Below are 23,216 nucleotides of genomic sequence, written 5' to 3'. Positions count from 1 at the left end.
AGATGCCTCCCCTTCCCGGATTGCGACGCCATTTCGGTGTACTGGCCGTCCTCGGCACGCTGACCGCCGCGGCGATCCTCGTCCAGGCGGACGGCCTCGCGACGCTGCTCACCGGCGGCGGTGTGACCTGGACGCTCGTGGCCGCCATCGCGGTGCGGGCGCTGCTCGCGGGCGTCCAGGGTTCCTTCGGCGGCCGGTTCGCGGCGACGGTCAAAGCCGGGCTGCGCAAACGGCTTCTCGGTGCGGAGGCGGAGAACCCCGGCGAGGTCGCGACACTGGTGACCAAGGGAATCGATGCGAGCGACGCCTACCTGACCGGCTATCTGCCGACGGTGGTGCTGTCGGCGATCGTGCCGGTCGCGGTGCTCGTCCGGCTGTTCGCCGCGGACCTTTCGTCGGCGCTGATCATCCTCGCGACACTGCCGCTGATCCCGGTGTTCGCGATCCTGGTCGGACAGCACACGAAGGCGAAGACCGCCAAGCAGTGGTCGCTGCTTTCCAAGCTGGGCGGGCATTTCCTCGACGTCGTGCGCGGACTCGGCACGCTCAAGGTGTTCGGCCGCGCCGAGGCGCAGGCGAAGACGGTGCGGGCGATGGCGGACGCACATACGGACGCGACGATGCGCACGTTGCGCGTCGCGTTCCTGTCCGCGCTGGTACTGGAACTGGTGGCGACGCTTTCGGTGGCGCTGGTCGCGGTGCCGATCGGCTTCCGGCTGCTGGAAGGCGGCATGGTCGTGCACACCGCGGTGCTGGTGCTGCTGCTCGCCCCGGAGGCGTACCTGCCGCTGCGCGCGGCCGGGGCGAAGTTCCACGCCAGCGCGGAAGGGCTCGCCACGCTGCGGGAAGCGCTGGCCGTCCCCACGGAGGACGTCGCCGGCGGTTCGCGGGTGGCCGGCCGCGGTGCGCCGCGGATCGTGTTGGACAAGGTGAGCGTCGCGTACGGGGACGAGACCGTTCTGTCCGAAGTGGACATGACGATCGAGCCGGGTGAGCACGTCGCGCTCGTCGGGCCCAGTGGTTCCGGGAAGAGCACGCTGCTGGCGGTTTTGCTGGGCTTCGTCACGCCGACTTCCGGCAGGGTCCTCGTCGACGGTGTCGACCTGCGCGAACTGGACCCGGCGCGGTGGCGGGCCGGGACGGCTTGGGTGCCGCAGCGGCCGACGTTGTTCACCGGGACCGTCGAGGAGAACATCGCCATGGGCCAGGTGCCGGACGTCCAGGCCGCGGCCCGCGCGGCGGCGTTCGACGAGGTCGTACGCGGCCTGCCCGACGGCTATCGGACGCGGATCGGCGAGCTCGGCGCGCCGCTCTCGGCCGGGCAGCGGCAACGGCTCGGCCTCGCCAGGGCGCTGGCCCGCACGGAGGCCGGGCTCGCGCTGCTCGACGAACCGACCGCCAGGCTCGACGCGGAAACCGAGGCGGCCGTGCTCGGCGCGACCCGCGAACTGCTCACCGGCCGGACCGCGGTGCTCGTGGCCCACCGGCCCGCGATCGTCGCGCTGGCCACCCGCGTCCTCGAAGTCCACGAGGGCGCCGTAAGAGAATTGGAACTGGTGTGAACGTCTGGGGTGTGTCCACAAAGGACGTTGTGCGGCTGGTCCGTGCCGGGTTGATCGGGGCCGGGGCGGAACTGGCCGGGCTGGCGTTGATGGCGACCGCCGCGTGGTTGCTGCTGAAGGCGGCCGAACAGCCGCCGCTGGCGTCGCTCACGGTGGCGATCGTCGCCGTCCGGACGCTGGCGTTGCTGCGCGGCGGATTGCGGTACGCGGAACGGCTGGCCGGGCACGAGGTCGTCCTGCGTTATCTCGGCGCCCTGCGGACCCGCGTGTACACGTCGTTGCTGCCGCACCGGGTCTCCCGGCATTCCGGTGGTGATCTCGTGACGCGGCTCGTGTCCGATGTGGACGCCGTGCAGGACGCGATCCTGCGGTGCCTGCTGCCCGCCGGGGTCGCCGCGTTCGTGGGCTCGGTGTCGACCGCGATCGCGCTGATCGTCAGCCCGGCGGCCGGGCTCGTCCTGGCGCTCGGGCTCGCCGTGGCGGGGATCGGGTTGCCGTGGCTGTGCGTGCGGTTCACCCGCGCGGCCGCGGAGAAGAGCGCCCCGGCACGCGCCGACCTCGCCGAACGGTCGGTCGAGCTGATCACCGGGCGACGCGAGCTGATCGCCTACGGCGTGCATGAGTCCACTGTGGACGCCGCGCACACCGCTGTCGACTCCCTCGCTTCGAGGGACCGGGCGACTGCCAACCGCACCAGCCTGCTGACCGCGGCCGGGATCCTCGTCCAGCTGCTGACCTGCGTCACGATCGCGCTGACGGCCGGGGTTTCACCGCCGCAGACGGCGGCCTTGGCCTTGGGCGCGCTGGCCGTGTTCGAGCTGGTCCTCCCGCTGACCGCGGCCGCCCAGCGCTGGGTCGAGGTCCGCGCGTCGGCCGCGCGGGTGCGCGCACTGCTGACCGAACCGCCGCCCGCACGCGGAACCACGGTGCCCGAGCCGGGGCACCTGCGGCTCGAAGGGGTCGGCGTTCGTTTCGAGGGCAGGGCCCCGGCGCTGGACGGCGTCGACCTCGACCTGCCGCCGGGCAAACGCGTCGGCATCGTCGGGCCGAGCGGGGCCGGGAAGACGACGTTGCTGAACGTGCTGCTGGGTTCCGTGGCGCCGACGTCCGGACGTGCCGTTTTGAACGGAAGGGCACTCGACGAGTACGACCCGGCGCTGCTGCCCACGGTGGTCTCCGGCGCGCTCGCGGACGCGCACGTCTTCCACACGACGGTCCGGGAAAACCTGCTGCTCGCGAAGCCCGGCGCCACTGACTCGGAGCTGCTCTCGGCATGCGCGACGGCGGGTTTCGACCTGCCACTGGACCGCGAAGTCGGCTCCGACGGCGACACGCTGTCAGGTGGGCAGCGCCAGCGGCTCGTGCTCGCGCGGGCGGTGCTGGCCGCGCCACCGGTGCTCGTGCTGGACGAGCCTGTCGAAGGGCTGGACCAGGAGCACGGCGACGCCGTCCTGGCGAACGTGCTCGCGGCCGCACGCGGGACCGTCGTCCTGGTGACGCATCGTGAGTCGCAGGTGGCCGGGTTCGACGAGGTCCTACGACTCGGTTAAACCGCGCTGGTCGCGCATCGGCGGCCGGTCACTCACCGACACCTCGGCCACCTCCGGCAGCCATTCGTCACCTAGTTGCGCGAACTGGGTGAGCTGGGCCGGATCGTCGGACTTGATGCCGCAGCGCGCGAGCGCCGTCCCGAGGATCTGGCGTGCCATCACACCCAGCTGAAGCAGCGAACGGTTGCGATGCTTGCGTACGCCGAGGTTGACCTGCGCGAGCCCTTCAAGGCCGTAGCGCGCTTCGGCGTCGAGGATGAGCCCGATCTCGACGCCGTACCCGGCCGCGAAGGGCACTGACTCGAGGAACTCGCGCGTCGCGGCGTACTCGCCACCCAAGGGCTGGATGAGTCCCGAGAGCGACGGGCGCAGCGCTGAGAGGACCGGTCGCGCCAGCAGTTCGGTGACCCGGCCGCCGCCGCTGCTCTCCAGCCGCAGCGGCCGCCGGTAGAACCCCTTGACCAGGTGGACGCCGTCCTCGCAGAGCAGCGGCCCGAGCAGCGTGGGCACGAACGCCGGATCCGGGTCGACGAGATCGGAGTCGAGGAACACGACGACGTCACCGGTCGTCGCGGCCAGCGACCGCCACAGCACCTCGCCCTTGCCCGGCACCGGCGGCAGCTCGGGGAGCACGTCCTCGCGGTGCACCACCCGCGCGCCGGCGCGCTCGGCGAGTTCGGCGGTGGCGTCGGTGGACCCGGAGTCCATCACCACCAGCTCGTCGACGACAGTGCCCAGCATGGGCCGGACCGTGCCGACGACCTCGGCGACTGTGTCCTCTTCGTCGAGCGCCGGTAGCACGACCGAAACCGTCCGGTCACCCTTCGCAGCGACGATGTCGTCGAGCGTCCACTCGGGGTTCTGCCAGGTGCGCCGCTCGAACCAACTCATGAGTAGTGATCGTGCCATGCTGGAGTCCGACACCCTGTCGATGGAGGAACCTTGCTACCGCTACTCGTCCGATTCGTGCTGGGCCCGCTGGTCAGGGCGCTGTACCGCCCCGAGATCCGCGGCGTGGAGAACATTCCCGCCACTGGGCCGGTGCTGCTGGCACCCAACCACCGGGCGGCACTGGACACCGGCGTGATCACTTTCACGGCGATGCGGCAGGTCAAGTTCCTCGGCAAGGCGGAGTACTTCACCGGCCGCGGGATCAGGGGCAAACTGATGGCCGGTTTCCTGGGCGGCCTCGGCTACGTCCCGGTCGAACGCGGCAACGCGCAGGCCGGTCTCGCCGCGCTCGAAGCGGCACGGAAGGTGCTCGACGCGGGCGGCGCTTTCGCGATCTACCCCGAGGGCACCCGCTCGCTGGACGGACGGCTGCACCGCGGCCACACCGGCGTCGCCGCACTGGCGCTGGCCACCGGCGCGAAGGTCGTGCCCGTCGCCCTTTCCGGCACCGAAGACCTGCAGCCCGCCGGGAAGCGCATCCCGCGGCGGGCGAAGATCACCGTCACCTACGGCTCGCCGCTGGACTTCTCGCGGTATGAGGGGCAGGACTCGTCGCCGGCGATCCGGCGCTCGGTGACCGACGAGATCATGTACACGATCCTGGAGCTTTCGGGGCAGGAGTACGTCGACTCGTACCACAAACGGCCTGATCAGAGCGCTGCCTGACGGTTGGGGGGGCGGGGCGATAGCAAAGGTCCCTTGCTCCTCCGCTGCTCGGGCTCCCTGCCTCGCGGCTGCGCCGCCGCTGCCTCGCTACTGCAATGAAAGGCTCTTTCCTTGCAAATTTTGCAAGGAAAGAGCCTTTCATTGCACACGCGAGTGTGACTTCAGGGACTTTTGGCGCATTTCGGGCACGGTCGGCTGGGTGGAGTGCCGTGAGGGCCTCCTTCCCTACCCTCAAGGTAGTGAAGGAGGCCCTCACGGACTCTGGGTCCCTCAAGGGGGCCCTTCACGGACCGAAGCAGCGCCAGCAGGAGCCCGGTCGTGGTGGTCGTGAGTGGCTTTTCGGGTTAGAGCGGACCGGTATTTGCTTACCCACACTTGACCAGGGCGAATGTGAAGCGTCAGCGGCGGCGCGTTCGAGTGTGGAAGATTCGGGACGTTGAACGTCCGGAATCTTCCCCGCTCACCCACATCAGCATCCAGTGGGTAGGCAAATACAGGTCCACCAGAACCCGAAACGCCAGCCACTCACCACCTAACCCCTACTTAGTCCACTTGGGTCGCGGAGGAGGCACGTAGTCCGCGAAGGCGTCCAGAAGCACCGAAGCGTCCGAGTCGATCGAGAGCATGTCCCGGTACCCCGCCGACAGGAAGCCCTCCGACACCATGTGGTCGGCGAACTTCAGCAGCGGCGCGTAGTACCCGCCGACGTCGACGAGCCCGATCGGCTTCTCGTGCAGTCCGAGTTGCGCCCACGTCCAGACCTCGAACAGCTCCTCCAGCGTCCCGGCACCGCCGGGCAGCGCGAGGAAGCCGTCGGACAGCGCGGCCATCTTCGCCTTCCGCTGGTGCATGTCGGCGACGACGTGCAGTTCGGTCAGGCCGGCGTGCGCGATTTCGACGCTGCCCAGTGCTTCCGGGATCACGCCGATCACCTCGCCGCCCGCGGCGAGCACCGCGTCCGCGACGACGCCCATGGTCCCGACCGACGCACCGCCGTAGACCAGCCCGATCCCCCGCGAGGCCAGCAACGTGCCCAGCGCACGCGCCTCGTCGGCATAGCGCGGGTCGAAGCCCATGGAAGAGCCGCAGAAGACGCAAACCCGGCGCGGCGCCGCCATCAGTGGGTGTCCTCCCATGCCTGGTACGACTCCTGGACGACGCGCACGGCGTCGTCGATGTCGTCGGTGACGTGCAGCAGGTCGAGGTCCTTCTCACCGATTTTGCCTTCGGCGAGCAGCGTCTTGGCGATCCAGTCGTACAGGCCGCCCCAGTATTCGCTGCCGAACAGCACGACCGGGAACTTCGTGACCTTCTTCGTCTGCACCAGGGTGAGCGCCTCGAACAGCTCGTCGAGCGTGCCGAAGCCGCCGGGCAGGCAGATGAACGCCTGCGAGTACTTGATGAACATGGTCTTCCGCGCGAAGAAGTACCGGAAGTTGACGCCGAGGTCGACCCACGGGTTCAGGCCCTGCTCGAACGGCAGCTCGATGCCGAGGCCGACGGAGAACCCGCCCGCCTCGTTGGCGCCGCGGTTGACCGCTTCCATCGCGCCGGGGCCGCCGCCGGTCATCACCGCGAAGCCCGCGGTCGCGAGTGCGGCGCCGATCTTGCGGCCGACTTCGTATTCCGGGTGGTCCCGTTTGGTCCGCGCCGAACCGAACACCGTCACCGCGCGCGGAACCTCGGCCAGCGCACCGAAGCCTTCGACGAACTCCGCCTGGATCCGCAGCACGCGCCACGGGTCGGTGTGCACCCAGTCGCTCGGCCCCCGTGAGTCCAGCAGGCGCTGGTCGGTGGTGCTGCCCTGGTCACGGCGATCCCGCCGCAGCACGACCGGGCCCTTGTGGCGCTCGATCGGACGTTCCGGGTACTGGCCGTCGGGGAACTCGCTTGTCTCACTCACCCCGCCAAGCCTACGACGTCGTCACCGTCCGGAGCGGCGGCATCGCCGCGAACAGGAGTTGTCGGCTACGCGAACGCGGGGCCCGCCGGAAAGCGGGCCCCGCGATCACGCCTCAGGAACGTCCGGTCAGCGCGAACGCGAGCATGGCCGTCGAGGTGAAGTCGATGGCGGGCTCGTTGCTCGGCCACGACGCGAGGTCATCGGCGTAGCGGGCCTCGGGGGTGTCGAAGGCTTCGAATGGCTTCCTGCAGTCCTTCGAACCGGGCGGGAGCTCCATGTGCTCGAAGTTCTCCGCTCCGTTGGGGCCGTTCACGACGGCGCCGTAGAGCAGTTTCTCCTCGCCGGCGAGGTTTGCCGCCTGGTGGTGCGGGCACCTCGGGTACGTGGTGCCGACGCCGACGACCAGCGAGATGCCCCAGGCGTTAGCGCCGAGGGTGAAGTTCCGCTGCTGCGAACCGAACGCCGCGTACCGGCGGTCACCGGTCAGGTCGGCGTACAGCCGCTCGGTCGCGGCGAACCCGAAGCTCTTGCTGGCCGCGTCGAATTCCTTCACCGAGACGGCGGTCCGGAAAGGACTCTGAGCCGCGCTCGCGACGCCCTCGTCGAGCTGACGGCGGAGGTCGCCGATCAGTTCCTTCGGGCCGAGCGCGGCACCCGGGACACCGTGCCGCAGGAGCTTCGCCAGTTCGGCGTGCGCCAGCGCGCTGGTGTCGTACAGGTTGAGCGTGCTCTTCTCTTCGAGGTCGATGTAGGCCTTCGCCCAGTGCGCCGCCTGCCGCGTCCAGTCGGCCGACCGCGGGTCACGCAGGGCCTTGGCCGCCAGGGCCAGCTGCGTCGCGCCGAGTTCCATGTCGTCCCGCCAGGACGACTCCGGGTAGTACGCGTGCGGGAACGCGGTGACCAGTTCGCCGACGTTCTCGGTCTTGGCCTGCGCGAAGACCGACGAGGCCTCGGCGAGGTATTCCCTTGCCAGCGCGGGGTTCCGCTTCGCCTCGACCTGGGCGCCGAGCGCGAAGGCGGCGGCGACACGGCCGGCGAGGTTCGGGCTGAGCCCGGATCCGCCGGGGTTCGCCGGGAAGACCGGCCGGTGCTTGACGAAGTACTTGGGGTCACCGGGTTTCACGTCGAGCGGGTCGTCGTCGTGCGGGTTCCGCCAGACGTCGTGGTCGCCGAGGAAGCCGAACTTGTCGCTCCCCGTCCCGATTCCCACCTGGGCGTAGAGCGTCTTGCTCTTCTCGTCCCACATCTTGTCGAGCCAGTCGAGGCCGAGCTTGACCTCCTTGGCCAGCGCCGGGTCGTGGCCCTCGCGGAGCACGTATCCCAGCTCCGCCAGCGAGTACGCCGTGTTCGAGGTGAACTTGACGAAGTCGCCCGCGTCGACCCAGCCGCCCTCGACGTCGATCGGCCCGCCTGCCGGCTTCAGCGGTTCGGTGATCTCGTCGCCGAATTCACCGCCGAACGCGGGCCATTCGTAGACCGTGGCCTGTTTGTCGGCCAGATGCGAGGGTTTGCGGTCGAGGCGGCCGGGGATGATGTCGTCGCCGTCGCGCTGCGCCTGGAAGAACTCGTTGGTGGCGCGGACCAGCGGGGTGAAGAGCCGGTTCTTGGTGTCCACCCGGAACGTAGGCGAGGTCGCCTTGGTCTCGCCGCTGACCTCGATCCGATACTTGCCCGGCAGCCAGACCCTCGACAGGTCGAGCTGGTACACCGCCGGGTACTTCGCGTTCCACGCGCCGAGCGAGGCACCGGTCCGTCCACGATGGACGGTCCGGCCGCGTTCGTCGATCACCGAGAACGAACCCGGCGCGCTGGACAGGAGATAGGCGTGCTTGGTCTCGGTGATGCCGTAGCCGACCTGGTCGACCCGGACCTCACCTTGTACCGCCGCCGCGGCCGAAACCGCCGGAACCGTCAAACCCCCGAGGACCAGTGCCGAAACCGCGGCCACCGCCCGGGACCAGGAACTCACCATCATCGGCGCCCCGCTCCAGAATTAGTTAAGAAACTTTCCTTTTTATGACGCAGGACGCTAGCGCCCGGAACACCACCAGTCAATATGTCCGTTTCGCCGGGAGGAACTCACCGGATCCGAACCCTGTTGGCGGGTATCCGTCCAGCTCAGCCGGATCCTCGCCGGGAAATCGTCTACCGTGGATCGATGCCGTCCGGGGCGGAACCACTCGGCGCGCGGATCCGGCGGTTGCGCCGGGCACGCGGGCTGACTCAGCGTGAGCTCGCCGAACCCCGCTACGACCGCGGCTTCCTCGCCAAGGTCGAGTCGGGCGGGCGCCTGCCTTCGGACGACGTACTGAGCCATCTCGCGCGACGGCTCGGCCTCACCGCGGACGAACTCCGCTTCGGCAGGCCGGCGGGCGCCGCCGAGGAACTCACCGACGCGCTCGAAACCGCATATCGCGAGTTGCAGAAAGGCGGACTCGAAGCCGCCGAACGCGAATTCACCCGCGTGGAACGGCGAGCGGCGGAGTACCGGCTACCGGACGTCCAGTGCCACGCGCGGTTCTATCTCGGCGAAGTGCAGTGGCAGCGCTATGACATTCCGTTGGCGGACAAGGGTTTCGCCCACGCCATGGAACTCGCCGGCACCGCGTCGCCCCGGCTGCGCGCGATGATCGTCAACCGGGTTGCCGCCTGCCGCGCGCTGTCGGGGGATCTTGGCGCGTCGGTCGCACTCGTCGAAACCGCGCTCGCCGCACTCCGTGCCGAGGAACCCGTCGATCCCGACGCCGAACTGGCGCTGGTGACCGCGCTGATCCATCCGCTCATCGAAATGGGCGCGCTCCGCCGCGCCCGGCGGGCCGCCGAAGAAGGGCATCGCGCGCTCGCTTCCGCCCGGCGCAAGGACATCTCCGCGCGGTACCACCGGCAGGCGGCGCAACTGTGGCAGGAGATCGGCCTGGTCGACCGCGCGGAAAAGGATCTTTCACGGGCACTGCGGCTGTTCACTTCCCTCGGCTACGACCGTGACGCCGCCCGGAGCCGCTGGGCACGCGGCTTCCTGTGGCGGCGGCTGGGCAAACTCGACGAAGCACACGCCGAATTGCAACTTGCACGCGATCTCTTGGCCAAGGCCGGATCGCGGGAAGGCGTACTCGGCGCGACCATCGAACTCGCCGACGTCCGCCGCCGCCAAGGGGAACTCGACGAGGCCACCGAACTCGCCGAGGGAATCCGGCCGCTTCTGGATCGATCCCCCGACATCGAAGCCAGGGCGGAGGTTCTCCGGCTACTGGGACTCATCGCGCGCGCCCGCGGCGATCTGCCGGAGGCGACCGCGTTGCTCGAAGAAGCCGCCACCGCACAGGAAAAGTCGGAGCTGCGTGGCGCGCTCGTCGCCACCTCACTGCATTTGGGCGACACATTGCGCGCTCGCGGATTAATCGAAGAGGCGGCGGAGGCCTATCGGCGTGGCGTGCGCGCGGCCGCTATGTCCGATTCCGGGCCGACCGGCTGAAAACCATACGAAAGTCGCCATATATCGCATATGGCGGGAAAACTCTTACTACACAGGCATTTCATTCCCTGCATGTCGATCTTCACCCGCTCCGCTAGGCCATCCGGCCCATTGACGCCCTTGTGACCGGCCTCCTTTACTCGGACGTGTCCATCGGGATAACTCCAGTTATCCGAATGGGCACGCTCCCCGTCCCCCGCCGTGTACCGCTCCGGTCCCATTCCCCGCCGCGCCAAGGGCCTGACGGGTACCCGGTCCTGCCCATGGAAGGTTTCCCATGACCGTTCAGCGAGGGCTCAGAACAGGGTTGGCGGCTGTCGCCGGCCTTGCCCTGAGCATGACGTTCCCGGTGACCCCGGCGAACGCGACCACCGCCACCCTTCAACCCGCGAGCCCCGACGCCGTGGCCGCGAGCGCGGCCGACCAGGCCGCCGCGGCCGGTGTGGACCACTTGCGGAAGGGGGCACAGGAAGGCTTCCGTCGCGTCGGGCTGACCCCGGGTGGCGGCGGACTCTTCTACGCCGCTTACGAACGAACCTACCGTGGCCTGCCGGTGGTCGGCGGGGACGCGGTGGTGGTCGCCGACGGCGCCGGACGCGTCCGCGGCACCAGCGCCGCCGAGACGGCCGCGATCTCGGTCGACACCAAGGCCAAGATCACCGCGGCGAAGGCGGCCGAGGTCGCCCGCGGCCAGCTGTCCAAAGTAGACAGTGTCGTCGCGCCGAAGCTCGTCGTGCTGGCGGGGAACTCGCCCAAGCTCGCCTACGAGGTCGTCGTCGCCGGGACCAAGGCGACCACCCCGAGCAACCTGCACGTGTTCGTGGACGGCGCCACCGGCGCGGTTCTCGAAACCCGTGACGACGTCAAGATGTCCAACTTCCCGGCCGCCGCGCAGACCACGTCGAACGAGGTCGGCACGCTGGGCGCCGGGAACAGCTACTACGTCGGCAACGTCGCGATCGACACGACGAACTCCGGCGGCACGTACACGATGCGTGACCCGCAGCGCACCAACATCAGCTGTGCCCGCCAGAACGGCTCGCCCTTCAGCGGACCGGACGACAACTGGGGCAACGGCTCCGGCACCGACCTGGAAACCGCCTGTGTCGACGCCCTCTTCGGCGTCCAGACCGAGTGGAAGATGCTGGGCGAATGGCTCGGCCGCAACGGCATCAACGGCAACGGCGGCGGCTTCCCCGCCTACGTCGGCCTCAACCAGGCCAACGCCTACTGGAACGGCTCCTCGACCACCTACGGTCGCTCGTCGGACAGCCAGCGCCAGGCCACCCCGATGGACGTCGTCGCGCACGAGTACGGCCACGCCATCTTCCAGACCACGCCGGGCGGCGCGGGCAGCGGCAACGAGAACGGCGGCCTCAACGAGTCCACCGGTGACATCTTCGGTGCCATCACCGAGCACTACGCCAACAACGCCAAGGACGTCCCCGACTACGACGTCGGCGAGGGCGTGAACCTGGTCGGCCGCGGGCCGATCCGCTACATGAACCAGCCGAGCAGGATCTCCGGCAACCCCGACTGCTACTCGTCGTCCATCCCGAACACCGAGGTGCACGCCGCCGCCGGCCCGCAGAACCACTGGTTCTACCTGCTCGCCGAGGGCACCGCGCCGGTGGGCAAGCCCGCCAGCCCGACCTGCAACAGCACCTCGATCACCGGGATCGGCATCCAGAAGGCAGGCAAGATCTTCTACAACGGCCTGCTGAAGAAGACCTCCAGCTGGAACCACAAGGCGGCCCGCAAGGCCACCCTGGAAGCGGCGCTCGCGCTGTACCCGGGTTCCTGCACCGAGTTCAACACCACCAAGGCGGCGTGGAACGCGATCAGCGTCACCGCGGCGACCGGCGAGCCCGCCTCGTGCACCCCGCAGGGCGACGACTTCTCGGTCGGCGTCACGCCGGCGGCGGGTTCCGTCAAGCCGGGCGAGTCGGCAACGGTCGCGGTGAACACCGCGACCACCAACGGTGCGGCGCAGTCGGTTTCGCTGACCGCGAGCGGCCTCCCCACGGGCGCGACCGCGACGTTCGACCCGGCCTCGGTGCAGTCCGGCGCCTCCTCGACGCTCACCATCGCGACGTCGGCGAGCACCCCCGACGGCACCAGCACCATCACGGTGACCGGTACCGGGACCAGCGGCGCGCGCACCGCGCAGTACAAGCTGACCGTCGGCACCGGCGGTGACGTGCGCACCTACAGCAACGACACCGATTACGCGCTGAACGACTACGCCACGGTGAACAGCCCGATCACCTCGACCGCGACCGGCAACGCGGTGTCGCCGGTCAAGGTGACGGTCACCGGGACGCACACCTGCTCCGAGGACCTTCGCATCAGCCTGAAGGCCCCCGACGGCAGCACGTATTCGGTCAAGGCCACCGGTTCCCTGCCCTGCACCGATCTGGGCACCCGGAACTACTCGGTCAACGTGACCAACGAAGTCGCGGCGGGCACTTGGACCCTCGTGGTCTACGACGCCTACGCGCAGGACACCGGCACGCTCAGCAGCTGGTCGATCACCGTCTAGCTCCCCCGTTCCGTGAAGGCCTCCTTGCCTACCTTGAGAGTAGGGAAGGAGGCCTTCACGGCCCGCCCGAGAAAGGAATACCCCGGCATGAAGTGGGGAAAGCGATTAGGAGCGGCCGTCGTCGGCATGGCCGCCGTACTGGGTGTCGTCACGGCGCCCGCGCAGGCGGTCACGGCCGCCGCCGCACCGGACATCTCGCTCGCCAACGTCAAGGCGCATCTGAGCGCGTTGCAGACGATCGCCAACCAGAACGGCGGCAACCGCGCGTCCGGACGGCCGGGCTACCCGGCGTCGGTTTCCTATGTGGCACAGAAGCTGCGCGACGCCGGCTACAACGTCACCTTGCAGTCCTGCACGAGCTGCGCGGGTTCGAACCAGAACATCATCGCGGAATGGCCGCAGGGTGACGCCAACCAGGTCATCATGCTCGGCGCGCACCTCGACAGCGTGAGCGCCGGCCCCGGTATCAACGACAACGGCTCGGGTTCGGCTTCGATCCTCGAAGTCGCGCTGACCCTGGCCCGCGAGAACCCCACCATGGCCAAGCGGGTCCGCTTCGGCTGGTGGGCCGACGAGGAGTCCGGCCTGCGCGGCTCGAAGTTCTACGTCAACAGCCTGCCGCAGACCGAGCGCACGAAGATCAAGACCTACCTGAACTTCGACATGATCGGCTCCGACAACTGGGGCTACTTCGTCTATGACGACGTCGCTTCGGTCAAGGCGGTGTTCGACGAGTACTTCAGGACGATCGGCATCCAGACCGAGGGTGACACCGAGGGCGACGGCCGTTCGGACCACGCGTCGTTCAAGAGCGCGGGCATCCCGGTCGGCGGTCTCGCGACCGGTGCCGGATACACGAAGAGCGCCGCGCAGCAACAGAAATGGGGCGGCACCGCGGGAAGGGCGTTCGACAGCTGCTACCACCGCGCCTGCGACACGCTGTCCAACATCCCGGACACCCCGCTGGAGAAGAACGGCGACGCGATCGGCTACGCGGTCTGGAAGCTCGCCGTCGGCACGTCGACGGGCCCCGACTTCTCGATCGGCCTTTCGCCTGCCTCCGGCACCGTCCAAGCGGGACAGTCGGCGACCGTCACGGTCAACACCACGACGACTTCCGGTGCGGCGCAAGCGGTTTCGCTGAGTGCCGCCGGTCTTCCCGCCGGGGCGACCGCGACGTTCAACCCCGCTTCGGTGCAGTCGGGCGGTTCCTCGACACTCACCATCGCGACGTCGGCGAGCACTCCCAACGGCACCAGCACGATCACGGTGACCGGTGACGGGACCTCGGTGGACCGCACCGCGCAGTACACGCTCACCGTCGGCGACGTCAGCGTGCGCACGTTCACCAACGGCACCGACTTCGCGCTGAACGACTACGCGACGGTCAACAGCCCGATCACGTCCAGCGCGACGGGTACGGCGACCTCGCCGGTCAAGGTGTCGATCACCGGGACGCACACCTGCTCCGAGGACCTCCGGATCAGCCTGAAGGCCCCCGACGGCAGCACGTATTCGGTCAAGGCCACCGGTTCCCTGCCCTGCACCGATCTCGGTACCAGGACGTACTCGGTGCCGGTGACCAACGAAGCCGCTTCCGGCACTTGGACGCTCGTGCTTTACGACGCCTACGCGCAGGACACCGGCACGCTCGACAGCTGGACCATCACCGTCTGACCATCCGAATGGCGAAGGCCATCTCACGAGGACACCCGGCCTCGTGGGATGGCCTTCGTGCGTGAGAGGGATTCGCGGACAACTTTTCGATATCTGGTCTAGACCACCCGATCGTCGGTAGCGCCACTCGTGCGCGGCGACCTATGTTGAGCCGAACGGCCGCTTCCTGTTCGTTCAAACCGCTTTCGAGATGGGAGCTGGGTATGTTCGGTCGCGTCTCACGGCTGCTCGCAATCACCGGCGCGGCGGTACTCGCCGTCACCACGCTCGTCGTCCTGAGCCCGGCACAGGCCGCGGTGGACGCCGAGGTCTGCGCGGTCAAATCGAAGCCGGCGGGCAAGGTCCTGCAAGGCTATTGGGAGAACTGGGACGGCGCTTCGAACGGCGTCCACCCGCCGCTCGGCTGGATCCCGATCACCGACGCCCGCATCAAAGCCAACGGGTACAACGTGCTCAACGCCGCCTTTCCGGTCATCCTGTCCGACGGAACGGCCAAATGGGAGGACGGGATGGACGCGACTGTGAAGGTCGCGACCCCCGCCGAAATGTGCGCCGCCAAGGACGCGGGCGCGACGATCCTGATGTCGATCGGCGGCGCCACCGCGGGAATCGACCTGAACTCGGCAACCGTGGCGGACAAATTCATCGCGACCATCGTGCCGATCCTGAAGAAGTACAACTTCGACGGAATCGACATCGACATCGAAACCGGCCTCGTCGGCAGCGGGAACATCACCACGCTTTCCGCGTCGCAGAAGAACCTCATCCGCATCATCGACGGCGTGCTCGCCGCGATGCCGCCGAACTTCGGGCTCACGATGGCGCCCGAGACCGCGTACGTCACCGGCGGCAGCGTCGTCTACGGCTCGATCTGGGGCGCGTACCTGCCGATCATCAAGAAGTACGCGGACAACGGCAGGCTGTGGTGGCTGAACATGCAGTACTACAACGGAAGCATGTACGGCTGCTCCGGCGATTCGTACCAGGCCGGCACGGTTCAGGGCTTCGTGGCGCAGACCAACTGCCTCGACAAGGGCCTGGTGATCCAGGGCCAGACGATCCGGGTGCCCTATGACAAGCAGGCTCCGGGCCTGCCCGCGCAGGCGGGCGCCGGTGGCGGCTACATGTCGCCGAGCCTGGTCTCCCAGGCGTACCGCAGCATCCCAGGACTCAAGGGCCTGATGACCTGGTCGCTCAACTGGGACGGTTCGCGAAACTGGACCTTCGGGCAGAACGTGAAGTCGCTGCAGGGCCGCTGACCCCTCGTGTCGTCCGTCTGATCACGCGTGTCGTCCGTCTGATCACGTGAGTTACGCCTTCAATCACGCGAGTTCGCCGTCCGATCACGCGAGTTACGAGTTCGGTCACGCGGGCTCGCCATACGGAACCGGCGAACTCACGTGATCAGAGGCGGAACTCGCGTGATCGAGGGCGTAACTCACGATTCGCCGCTCGGGATCGGCATGGGACATTTCTCGTTGCCGCGCCCGAGCCGGTGCCCGACCTCGTGCGTGACCTTTCGGCGCGCCCGCCCGTATCGTTCCCGGGCATGGACGACGAGGTCGGCGGACGGTTGCGGCGGCTGCGCGCCGAACGTGGCCTCACCCAGCGTGAACTCGCCGAGCCGCACTACACCGCCGCCTACGTTTCGTCCGTCGAGACGGGCGCGCGGACGCCGTCCGGTGACGCGTTGCGTCATTTCGCCGCGCGGCTCGGGGTGGACACCGGCGAACTGCTCGGCGTGACCTCGCCGCGTGACGACGTCCGGCTCGATCTGGACATCGCGTCGGCCGCGTCGGACTTCCTCGCGGGGAACGGCTCGGCTCCGAAGATGCGGCGGCTGGCTCGGCGGGCCGAGAAGATCGGCCGTGCTCGCCAGGCCGGGCTCGCCTGGCTGTGGCTCGCGCGGTTCACCGAAGGCGACGCCCAGCCGCGATGGGTCGCCGCCGCCGAAGCCGCTCTCGGCGACGACATCCCGCCGTATCGCGAACTGGCCGCCGCGCTGCGGGCGAACGTCCTGATCGGCCGGGGCGAGCCGCATCACGCGATGCACCTGCTCCGGACCGCGCTCGACGCGAGCCTCGACGGCTATCCGCATCCGCTGCTCCTCCTGACCCTGCGGGCGTACCTCGCCGAAGGGCACTCCCGCCTCGGCGAGACCGCTCAGGCCGCGCAGCACGCGAGCGAGGCGCTGCGGCTGGCTCGCGGCGGCGAGGAGATCCTGGCCGAACTCACCGATCACCAGCGCCGGTTGACCGAGGCCTACCTCGCTGAAGGACGGGTGGCCGACGCCGTCGCCGCCGTGTCGGTGCTGCACGATCTGCTCCACGAGCGCGCCCTGCGGCCGGTGCTGGCCCGGTGTCTGTTTGCACGGGCTCTGGTCCGTCGTGCCGACGACCTCGAAGGCGCGCTCGCGGACCTTCGCGCGTCAAGGGCGGCCGCGCCCGATCACGCCGTCACCCTGGAACTGGCCGACGTCTGCCGCGAACTCGGTCGTCTCGACGACGCCGCCGCGCTACTCTCCGAAGCGACCGAAGCCATCCCCGCGGACTCGCCGCTCTCCGCGTCACTCACGTTCCAGCAAGGCTCGCTGGCTCTGGCCCGCGGAGACCTCGAAGCAGCCGAAGCGGGCTTCGCGCGCGCCATCGACGTGGCCGCGCTCCGCGACGCACGCGGCGTCTTGGCCGCTTCGATCGACAAAGCGGGAGAGCTGCTTCTCGACCAAGGACGCACCGAAGAGGCCGCAGACCTGCTGCGGCGTGGACTACTACTGCTAGGCGCCGAAGAGGACATCGCGAAGTGACCGAAGTGGACTTGGAAGATCTCAACACCCGTCTGGTGGGCCGATTCGGCGCTGACGCCGAAGGATGGCTCGCCGGTGTCCCGGCCCTCGTCGAGCGGCTGGCGTCCCGATGGGGCTTCGTGCCCGGCGAGATCTTCGACAGCGGCGCCTCGTCCGTCGTGCTGCGCTGCCGATGGACCGACGGGACACCGGCGGTCCTCAAACTCAGCCCGGATGGCCCGCTGCTGACCAAACAGCTCGAAATGCTGGGGGTGTTCGCGCCGACGGGCCGGGTGCCCGCCGTGCTGGCCGCCGACGCGGACGCCGGCGCGATGGTGCTGGAGGAGATCCGCCCGGGCACCCCGGCCGAGGACCTGCCGCTGCCGACCCTGCCGGGGCTTTGGGGAAACTTGCTGACCGCCCTGCATTCCGTCGCCCCGCCCGCGGACTGGCCGTGGAGCCTGCGCGGCCGGTTCGAGGAGTCCTTCGCCCGGATCGGCAAGCGGATCACCGAACCGGCCATCGCCGCCAGGATCGGCGCGGACACCTGGCAGCTGGCGATCGAGCGCTGCGAGAAGTTGCTGGACACCCAGTCCGGCGTCGTGTTGCTCCACGGCGATCTGCATCTCGGCAACGCCTTGGACAGCGGCTCGCGCGGCCTGATCGCGATCGATCCGAAGGCGTGCGTGGGTGATCCGTGCTTCGACGCCGTCGACTACGTGGTGAGCGGCGCCGGGCACGAAGGCGTCGAGGCCCGTTGCCATTCGGTGGCGGACGCCTGCGGGCTCGACGGGGACCGGTTGTACGCCTGGAGCCGGGTGGTCGCCCCGATGTTCGCCATCTCGCACCTGACCTATGGCGGCCCGGAGCAGGCGCTCGACGAGCTGCTCGCCCTGATCAGCTGAGGAACGCGCGCAGCACCGCGGTCACCTGCCGGATCTCGCCCGCGCGGACGTTCTCCTGCCGGGTGTGCGCCAGCGTCGGGTCGCCCGGTCCGAAGTTGACCGCCGGAATCCCGAGAGCCGCGAAGCGCGCGACGTCGGTCCAGCCCAGCTTCGCGACCGCCTTGCCCCCGGCCGCGGCGACCAGTTCGGCCGCCGCCGGGGCGCTCAGACCGGGCAGGGCACCTGGCGACAAGTCGACAACCTTGACGTCGTAGCCCTCGAAGACGTCGCGAAGGTGCGCCTCGGCCTCCTCGGACGAGCGGTCGGGCGCGAACCGGTGGTTGATCGTGAGCACGGCCGCGTCCGGTACGACGTTGCCCGCGACACCGCCGCCGATCTTCGTGGCCTGCAAGCCTTCGCGATAGGTCAAACCGTCGATGTCGACCACCCTCGGCGTGTACTCGGCCAGCCTGCGCAGCGGTTCGGCGAGGCCGTGGATCGCGTTGACGCCCATCCAGCCGCGCGCGGTGTGCGCCCGGACGCCGTCGACGCGGATCTCGATCCGCATCGTGCCCTGGCAACCACCCTCGATCCCGCCGTTCGACGGTTCGCCGAGGATCGCGAGGTCGGCCTGCAACCACTCGGGCAGCTCGCGCTCGATGCGGCCGAGGCCGTTCTTCGCCGCATCGATCTCTTCGCAGTCGTAGAACACGAAGGTGATGTCGTGCCTCGGCTCGCGGAGGGCGGCGGCGAGGTGGAGGAAGACGGCGTCGCCGCTCTTCATGTCGACGGTGCCCAAACCGTGCAGGATCTCGTCGTCACCGGCCCCCTCACGACGCACGGGCATGTTGTCGTTGACCGGAACGGTGTCGAGATGCCCGGCAAGCAACACCCGCGAAGGGCGGCCGAGGTTCGTGCGCGCGAGGACCGCGTCACCGTTGCGGACCACCTCGAGATGCGGCGCCTGCGCCTGGAGCGCGGCCTGCACGGTGTCCGCGATGACCTTCTCCTCTTCCGAGACACTGAAGATGTCCACCAGCGCGGCGGTGAGGTCGACGGGATCGGCGTGCAGATCGAGCGAAGGCATGCCCGCACCGTACCGCCGGGGGCCCGGGGCTACCGTGAAGGAGTGCGCATGCGAACGATCTTGGTCGCCCTCCTCCTGGTACTCAGCGGCTGCGGATCGGGCGAAGTCCCGGTGAAGGTCCGGCCGACCCAGAGCACCGGGCCGGACGTGCTGCCGATCAAACTCAAGGCGCTGACCACCGACCAGTGCTATCTGGCGCCGGGGACCGAGTCGCCGAAGGGCTGCCAGAAGTACGTCACCGAACTCTCCAGCGCCGCGGGCACCGTCCGCAAGCGCAGGCCGGACCTGTCGTCGCACGCCGACGTCCTCGATCGCCCGATCGCCGCGTTCCGCACCGCGAACTGCCAGGACCAAGCGGCTCCCGGCGGACCGTGCGGCCAGGCACTCGCCGACATGGCGACGGCGCTGACCAGTGTGAAGAGCCTCGTCGGCGGTTGACACGGGTCACTGGGTTACCGTTCAGGACGTGAGCGAGCAGACCCCTGATCCCGAAACGACCGGCGCCACCGGCGTCGGACTGGCCACCGTCACGACCGACGGCACGGTGCTGGACACCTGGTTCCCGCTGCCGAAGCTGATCGACGGCACCGACAGCAAGGCCGGCACGGTGCGGCTGACCGCCGAAGAGGCCTCCGAGGCCCTCGGCGAGGCCGCCGCCGCCGAGCTCGGCCCGGACACCGACCGCGGTGTCGAGGTCGTCGCGGTCCGCACGACCATCGCCCGCCTCGTCGACGCCCCCGGCGACACGCACGACGTCTACCTGCGCCTTCACCTGCTGTCGCACCGCCTGATCCGGCCGCACGGCGCGAGCCTCGACGGCATGTTCGGCCTGCTGGCGAACGTCGTGTGGACCAACTACGGGCCGTGCCCCGTCGAGGGCTTCGAGGCGACCCGGCTGCGGTTGCGGTCGCGCGGCAACGTCACCGTCTACAGCGTGGACAAGTTCCCGCGAATGGTGGACTACGTCATGCCGACCGGCGTCCGCCTCGCCGACGCCGACCGCGCCCGCCTCGGCGCGCACCTGGCCAACGGCACCACCGTCATGCACGAGGGCTTCATCAACTTCAACGCCGGCACGCTCGGCGCCTCCATGGTGGAAGGCCGGATCTCGGCGGGCGTCGTGGTCGGCGACGGCTCCGACGTCGGCGGCGGCGCGTCGATCATGGGCACGCTGTCCGGCGGCGGCAAGGAGACCATCTCGATCGGCGAGCGCTGCCTGATCGGCGCGAACGGCGGCATCGGCATCTCGCTCGGCGACGACTCGGTGGTCGAAGCGGGCCTCTACGTCACGGCCGGCACGAAGGTCACCTTCGAGGGCAAGGTCGTGAAGGCGCTGGAGCTGTCCGGCATCTCGGGCGCGGTGTTCCGGCGGAACTCCGGGACCGGCGCCGTCGAGGTCGTCGCGCGTACCGGCGTCGGCATCGAGCTGAACGCGGCCCTGCACGCCAACTGACCTGCGAAAAGAGAGCAAGGGACCTTTGCTATCGCCCGGGTCTCCCTGGGGTGTGGCTGGGTGTCGCAAGCCCGGGTCACGCGTGCAATGAAAGGCTCCTTCCTTGCCAAATTTGCAAGGAAGGAGCCTTTCATTGCATCGGCGAGGGCACGGCGCACGCGCAAAAGAGAGCAAGGGACCTTTGCTATCACTCTCCCCCGGAGAGCGAGAGCAAAGGTCCCTTGCTTCTCTCACGGCCTGGACCACCTTGCCGGTTCACCTAGAATTCATCTTGTGACAGCCGAGGCCCCGCCGCGCAAGAACGCCCCTTCGACCACACCGGCCGCGCTCGGGCTCGGTGACCGCCCCGCGCAAGCCGGGCCGGACGATCCGGCGGCCACCCACGTCCGGGTCAAACTCGACGTCGAGGTCCGCGCGCTCCTCGCGCACGAACCGGGCACCAAATCCGGTGCCGACCCCGAAGACCTGCACCAGATGCGGGTCGCGCTGCGTCGCATGCGGAGCGTCCTCAAGCTCTCGGGCCGCCTCGTCGGCCCCGACGCCGAGCCCGTGCGCGCCGAACTCGGCTGGCTCGGCCAGTCCCTCGGCGACGTCCGCGACTACGACGTCCTGATCGGTCATCTCCGCGAGGTCGTCGCCGAATTCGAGGTGCGCGACCAGCCTGCCGCGCGCCGTCTGGTCTCGAAGTTCGTCACCGAACGCGGCGGCGCGAAGCGGCGGCTCACCCGTGCGCTCGCCAGCCCGCGGTATGCCTCGATGTTGCAGGACATCGGCCGTCTCGCCCGGCAGCCCGACGCTGAAGAACCCACTTTCGGCGCCGAGTCCACTTCCGCGGATCTGGTCGCCGGTCTCGCGAAGCCGCATCGAAAGCTCGCGAAGGCCGTGAAGGCGCTTCCCGCCGATCCTCCGGACGATGACCTTCACGCGCTTCGCATCTACGGCAAGAAACTCCGCTACGCCGCCGAGATGGCCAAGCCCGCCGCGAAGAAGAAGCAAGCGGAGCGGATCCAGCGGCTGATCAAGGCCACGAAGAACTTCCAGACCGTCCTCGGGGACCATCAAGACGCCTGCGTCGCCGCCGATCGAATGCGAGGAGCCTTAAACACGACCGACACCGAACTCGCCTTCATCGCGGGCCGGGTCGCGGAGAAGGAACTGCTGCGCCGCGCCGAGGTCCGAGCCGTGTGGCGCGACGTCTGGGTGGAGGTCGACGAGGCCGCTCAGGCAGTGATTTCGCGGACATAGCCGTCCGGGCGGATCAGCACCTGCCGCCCGTTTTCGGCTTCATACGCCGCGAAGGCATGCCCGCCGACGTCCTCGAAGTCCACATCGGACAGTGCGCTGCCCGCGGGCAGGATCCGCCGCGCGCCTTCGGGAGCCGGACCGTCCCCGAACACCAGCACGGTCGCCTGCGGTCCGCGCAGCAGCTCGAACAGCCGGACGGACTTGCCGTTCGCGTCCTTCAGCGGCGCGTCCGGCGCGCGGTCACCGGGCCGGATCCGGCCGGTCGCCGCGGGTGCGAGCGGGCCGCCGCGATACCCGATGTCGAGCTGACGCGTGTTCTCGCCGCGCTCGTGCGCGTCTTCCGAGCCGTTCTTGTACTTCTCGAGGATTTCGGTGCTGATCTTCAGCACTCTCGCGGCGACCCCGCGCCGCTCGGGCTCGTAGCTGTCGAGCAGCTCAGGTGAACCGTCGGCGAGCTTCCAGCCCAGGTTGTACGCGTCCTGGACGCCGGTGTTGAGGCCCTGGCCACCGGTCGGCGGATGGACGTGCGCCGCGTCGCCGGCGAGGAACACGCGGCCGTCCCGGAACCGCGCGGCGAGCCGGATGTTGGGTCGCCACACCGTCGACCAGGCGAGATCGTGCAATCGGACGCCGCCCCCGGACAGCTCGTCGAGCCGGGACTGCAACGTCTCCAGTGACGCCTCGACCTCTTCCTCGCCCAGCGGCGCGCCGAACTGGAAGTGCGGCACCCCTGGCAGCGGCGTGAGCACGATCCCCGACATCGGATCCTCCGGCTTCGCGAACCAATGCCCGTACGCGCGATCGAGACCCTCCGCCTGGACGTCACCCAGCAGCATGCGGATCGACTCGTCGGTGGTGCCCTCGAACGCGATCCCGAGCGCCTTGCGCACGAAGCTCTTGCCGCCATCGGCGCCGACGAGATAGCCGACCCGCACCCGCTCGCCGGGCAGCTCGGCCGTCACACCGTCGGCGTCCTGCTCGAAACCGAGCAGGGGCGTGCCGAGCTCGACCTGGACGCCGAATTCGGCGAGCCGGTCCCGCAGGATCCCTTCGGTCCGCGACTGGCCGAGGAAGTGACCGTTCGGGTACGGCACGTCCGGGGTGGGGTCGCCGGGTTCGGCCATCATCCGCTCGCCGACGACCTCACCGCCCAGGTGGATCCGCATCGGCACCGGCGGCTGTCCGGCGGCCAGCACCGCGTCCAGTACGCCGAGGTCCTCGAAGACCTCCAGCGTGCGCGGTTGCAGGCCGTCACCACGCGAGCCCTCGAAGAACGTCTCGGCCTTCTCCACGATCCGCACGCCGATGCCGCGGCGCGCGAGGTCGATGGCCAGCGTGAGCCCGGTCGGCCCGGCTCCCGCGATCAGTACCTCGGTCATCTTCGCCTCCAGTGAATTATGATTCAGTGAATCTAAATTCAGTTTGGCGTTGCTAGCCTTCCG

General features: G+C 69.2%; 18 protein-coding genes. 12 read left to right on the top strand and 6 right to left on the bottom strand.

The features are described 5' to 3' along the window. Window positions 1-2 precede the first annotated feature (2 nt). Together cydD and cydC are read left to right on the top strand one after the other, a co-directional pair. The gene (gene cydD, locus DMH03_RS36630; protein WP_125796575.1) at window positions 3-1,562 is read left to right on the top strand and encodes a thiol reductant ABC exporter subunit CydD; all 1,560 of its coding nucleotides are present in this window, start codon (window positions 3-5) and stop codon (window positions 1,560-1,562) included. After that, a complete protein-coding gene (gene cydC / locus DMH03_RS36625) occupies window positions 1,559-3,112 on the top strand; it encodes a thiol reductant ABC exporter subunit CydC (protein WP_125796574.1) in 1,554 nt (517 codons plus the stop codon). The genes cydD and cydC overlap by 4 nt, the downstream gene beginning before the upstream one ends. On the opposite strand, the gene DMH03_RS36620 is transcribed toward cydC, so the two are convergent. Next, entirely contained in the window at window positions 3,098-4,003 is a 906-nt protein-coding gene (locus tag DMH03_RS36620; protein ID WP_125796573.1) for a glucosyl-3-phosphoglycerate synthase, read from the bottom strand. The two genes, cydC and DMH03_RS36620, sit on opposite strands and share 15 nt — an antisense overlap. 51 nt (window positions 4,004-4,054) lie before the next feature. Here DMH03_RS36620 and DMH03_RS36615 point away from each other — a divergent pair, with 51 nt between their 5' ends. Then, window positions 4,055-4,729 carry a 1-acyl-sn-glycerol-3-phosphate acyltransferase gene (locus tag DMH03_RS36615; protein WP_125796572.1) on the top strand — a complete coding sequence of 225 codons (675 nt, stop codon included), beginning with the start codon at window positions 4,055-4,057 and terminating at the stop codon, window positions 4,727-4,729. Window positions 4,730-5,268: 539 nt separating this feature from the next. Here the strand turns inward: DMH03_RS36615 and DMH03_RS36610 are convergent. The 3 genes from DMH03_RS36610 to DMH03_RS36600 all read right to left on the bottom strand — a co-directional run bounded on the left by DMH03_RS36610 (window position 5,269) and on the right by DMH03_RS36600 (window position 8,607). Further along, entirely contained in the window at window positions 5,269-5,847 is a 579-nt protein-coding gene (locus DMH03_RS36610; RefSeq protein ID WP_125796751.1) for a TIGR00730 family Rossman fold protein, read from the bottom strand. Next, window positions 5,847-6,632, bottom strand: coding sequence for a TIGR00730 family Rossman fold protein (locus DMH03_RS36605; RefSeq protein ID WP_125796571.1), 786 nt, complete (start codon window positions 6,630-6,632; stop codon window positions 5,847-5,849). Before DMH03_RS36605 ends, DMH03_RS36610 begins: the two co-directional genes overlap by 1 nt. Window positions 6,633-6,744: 112 nt before the next feature. After that, a complete protein-coding gene (locus DMH03_RS36600) occupies window positions 6,745-8,607 on the bottom strand; it encodes a glycoside hydrolase family 9 protein (protein ID WP_125796570.1) in 1,863 nt (620 codons plus the stop codon). 183 nt (window positions 8,608-8,790) lie between these two features. Here DMH03_RS36600 and DMH03_RS36595 point away from each other — a divergent pair, with 183 nt between their 5' ends. From DMH03_RS36595 to DMH03_RS36570, 6 genes are all read left to right on the top strand, one after another. Next, window positions 8,791-10,104, top strand: a complete 1,314-nt coding sequence (locus DMH03_RS36595; protein ID WP_125796569.1) for a helix-turn-helix transcriptional regulator — start codon at window positions 8,791-8,793, stop codon at window positions 10,102-10,104. 277 nt (window positions 10,105-10,381) lie between these two features. Further along, entirely contained in the window at window positions 10,382-12,646 is a 2,265-nt protein-coding gene (locus tag DMH03_RS36590) for a M4 family metallopeptidase (protein ID WP_125796568.1), read from the top strand. Between the two features lie 87 nt (window positions 12,647-12,733). After that, window positions 12,734-14,323 carry a M28 family peptidase gene (locus DMH03_RS36585; protein ID WP_125796567.1) on the top strand — a complete coding sequence of 530 codons (1,590 nt, stop codon included), beginning with the start codon at window positions 12,734-12,736 and terminating at the stop codon, window positions 14,321-14,323. A 203-nt stretch (window positions 14,324-14,526) separates the two neighbouring features. Beyond that, the gene (locus DMH03_RS36580) at window positions 14,527-15,582 is read left to right on the top strand and encodes a chitinase (RefSeq protein WP_125796566.1); all 1,056 of its coding nucleotides are present in this window, start codon (window positions 14,527-14,529) and stop codon (window positions 15,580-15,582) included. Window positions 15,583-15,872: 290 nt separating this feature from the next. Next, a complete protein-coding gene (locus DMH03_RS36575) occupies window positions 15,873-17,126 on the top strand; it encodes a helix-turn-helix transcriptional regulator (protein ID WP_125796565.1) in 1,254 nt (417 codons plus the stop codon). After that, a complete protein-coding gene (locus DMH03_RS36570) occupies window positions 17,123-18,010 on the top strand; it encodes an aminoglycoside phosphotransferase family protein (RefSeq protein WP_199749164.1) in 888 nt (295 codons plus the stop codon). Before DMH03_RS36575 ends, DMH03_RS36570 begins: the two co-directional genes overlap by 4 nt. Here DMH03_RS36570 and dapE read toward each other — a convergent pair. Beyond that, the gene (gene dapE, locus DMH03_RS36565) at window positions 18,003-19,076 is read right to left on the bottom strand and encodes a succinyl-diaminopimelate desuccinylase (RefSeq protein ID WP_125796564.1); all 1,074 of its coding nucleotides are present in this window, start codon (window positions 19,074-19,076) and stop codon (window positions 18,003-18,005) included. The genes DMH03_RS36570 and dapE overlap by 8 nt on opposite strands. A gap of 48 nt (window positions 19,077-19,124) precedes the next feature. Between dapE and DMH03_RS36560 the strand changes: the two genes are divergently transcribed. The 3 genes from DMH03_RS36560 (at window position 19,125) to DMH03_RS36550 (ending at window position 21,774) form a co-directional block, all read left to right on the top strand. Then, a complete protein-coding gene (locus DMH03_RS36560) occupies window positions 19,125-19,514 on the top strand; it encodes a hypothetical protein (RefSeq protein ID WP_233611809.1) in 390 nt (129 codons plus the stop codon). Window positions 19,515-19,542: 28 nt separating this feature from the next. After that, window positions 19,543-20,529, top strand: coding sequence for a 2,3,4,5-tetrahydropyridine-2,6-dicarboxylate N-succinyltransferase (gene dapD, locus DMH03_RS36555; RefSeq protein WP_125796562.1), 987 nt, complete (start codon window positions 19,543-19,545; stop codon window positions 20,527-20,529). Between the two features lie 273 nt (window positions 20,530-20,802). Then, the gene (locus tag DMH03_RS36550; RefSeq protein WP_125796561.1) at window positions 20,803-21,774 is read left to right on the top strand and encodes a CHAD domain-containing protein; all 972 of its coding nucleotides are present in this window, start codon (window positions 20,803-20,805) and stop codon (window positions 21,772-21,774) included. On the opposite strand, the gene DMH03_RS36545 is transcribed toward DMH03_RS36550, so the two are convergent. Beyond that, complete coding sequence (locus DMH03_RS36545) at window positions 21,750-23,153, bottom strand: FAD-dependent monooxygenase (protein ID WP_125796560.1); 1,404 nt, start codon at window positions 23,151-23,153, stop codon at window positions 21,750-21,752. The genes DMH03_RS36550 and DMH03_RS36545 overlap by 25 nt on opposite strands. Window positions 23,154-23,216: the final 63 nt, after the last annotated feature.

Origin of the sequence: Amycolatopsis sp. WAC 01376, from assembly GCF_003947415.1 — a bacterium.
Lineage (GTDB): Bacteria > Actinomycetota > Actinomycetes > Mycobacteriales > Pseudonocardiaceae > Amycolatopsis.
The sequence above is the reverse complement of the archived record's forward strand: the minus strand, read 5'-3'. Positions and strand labels throughout refer to the sequence as shown.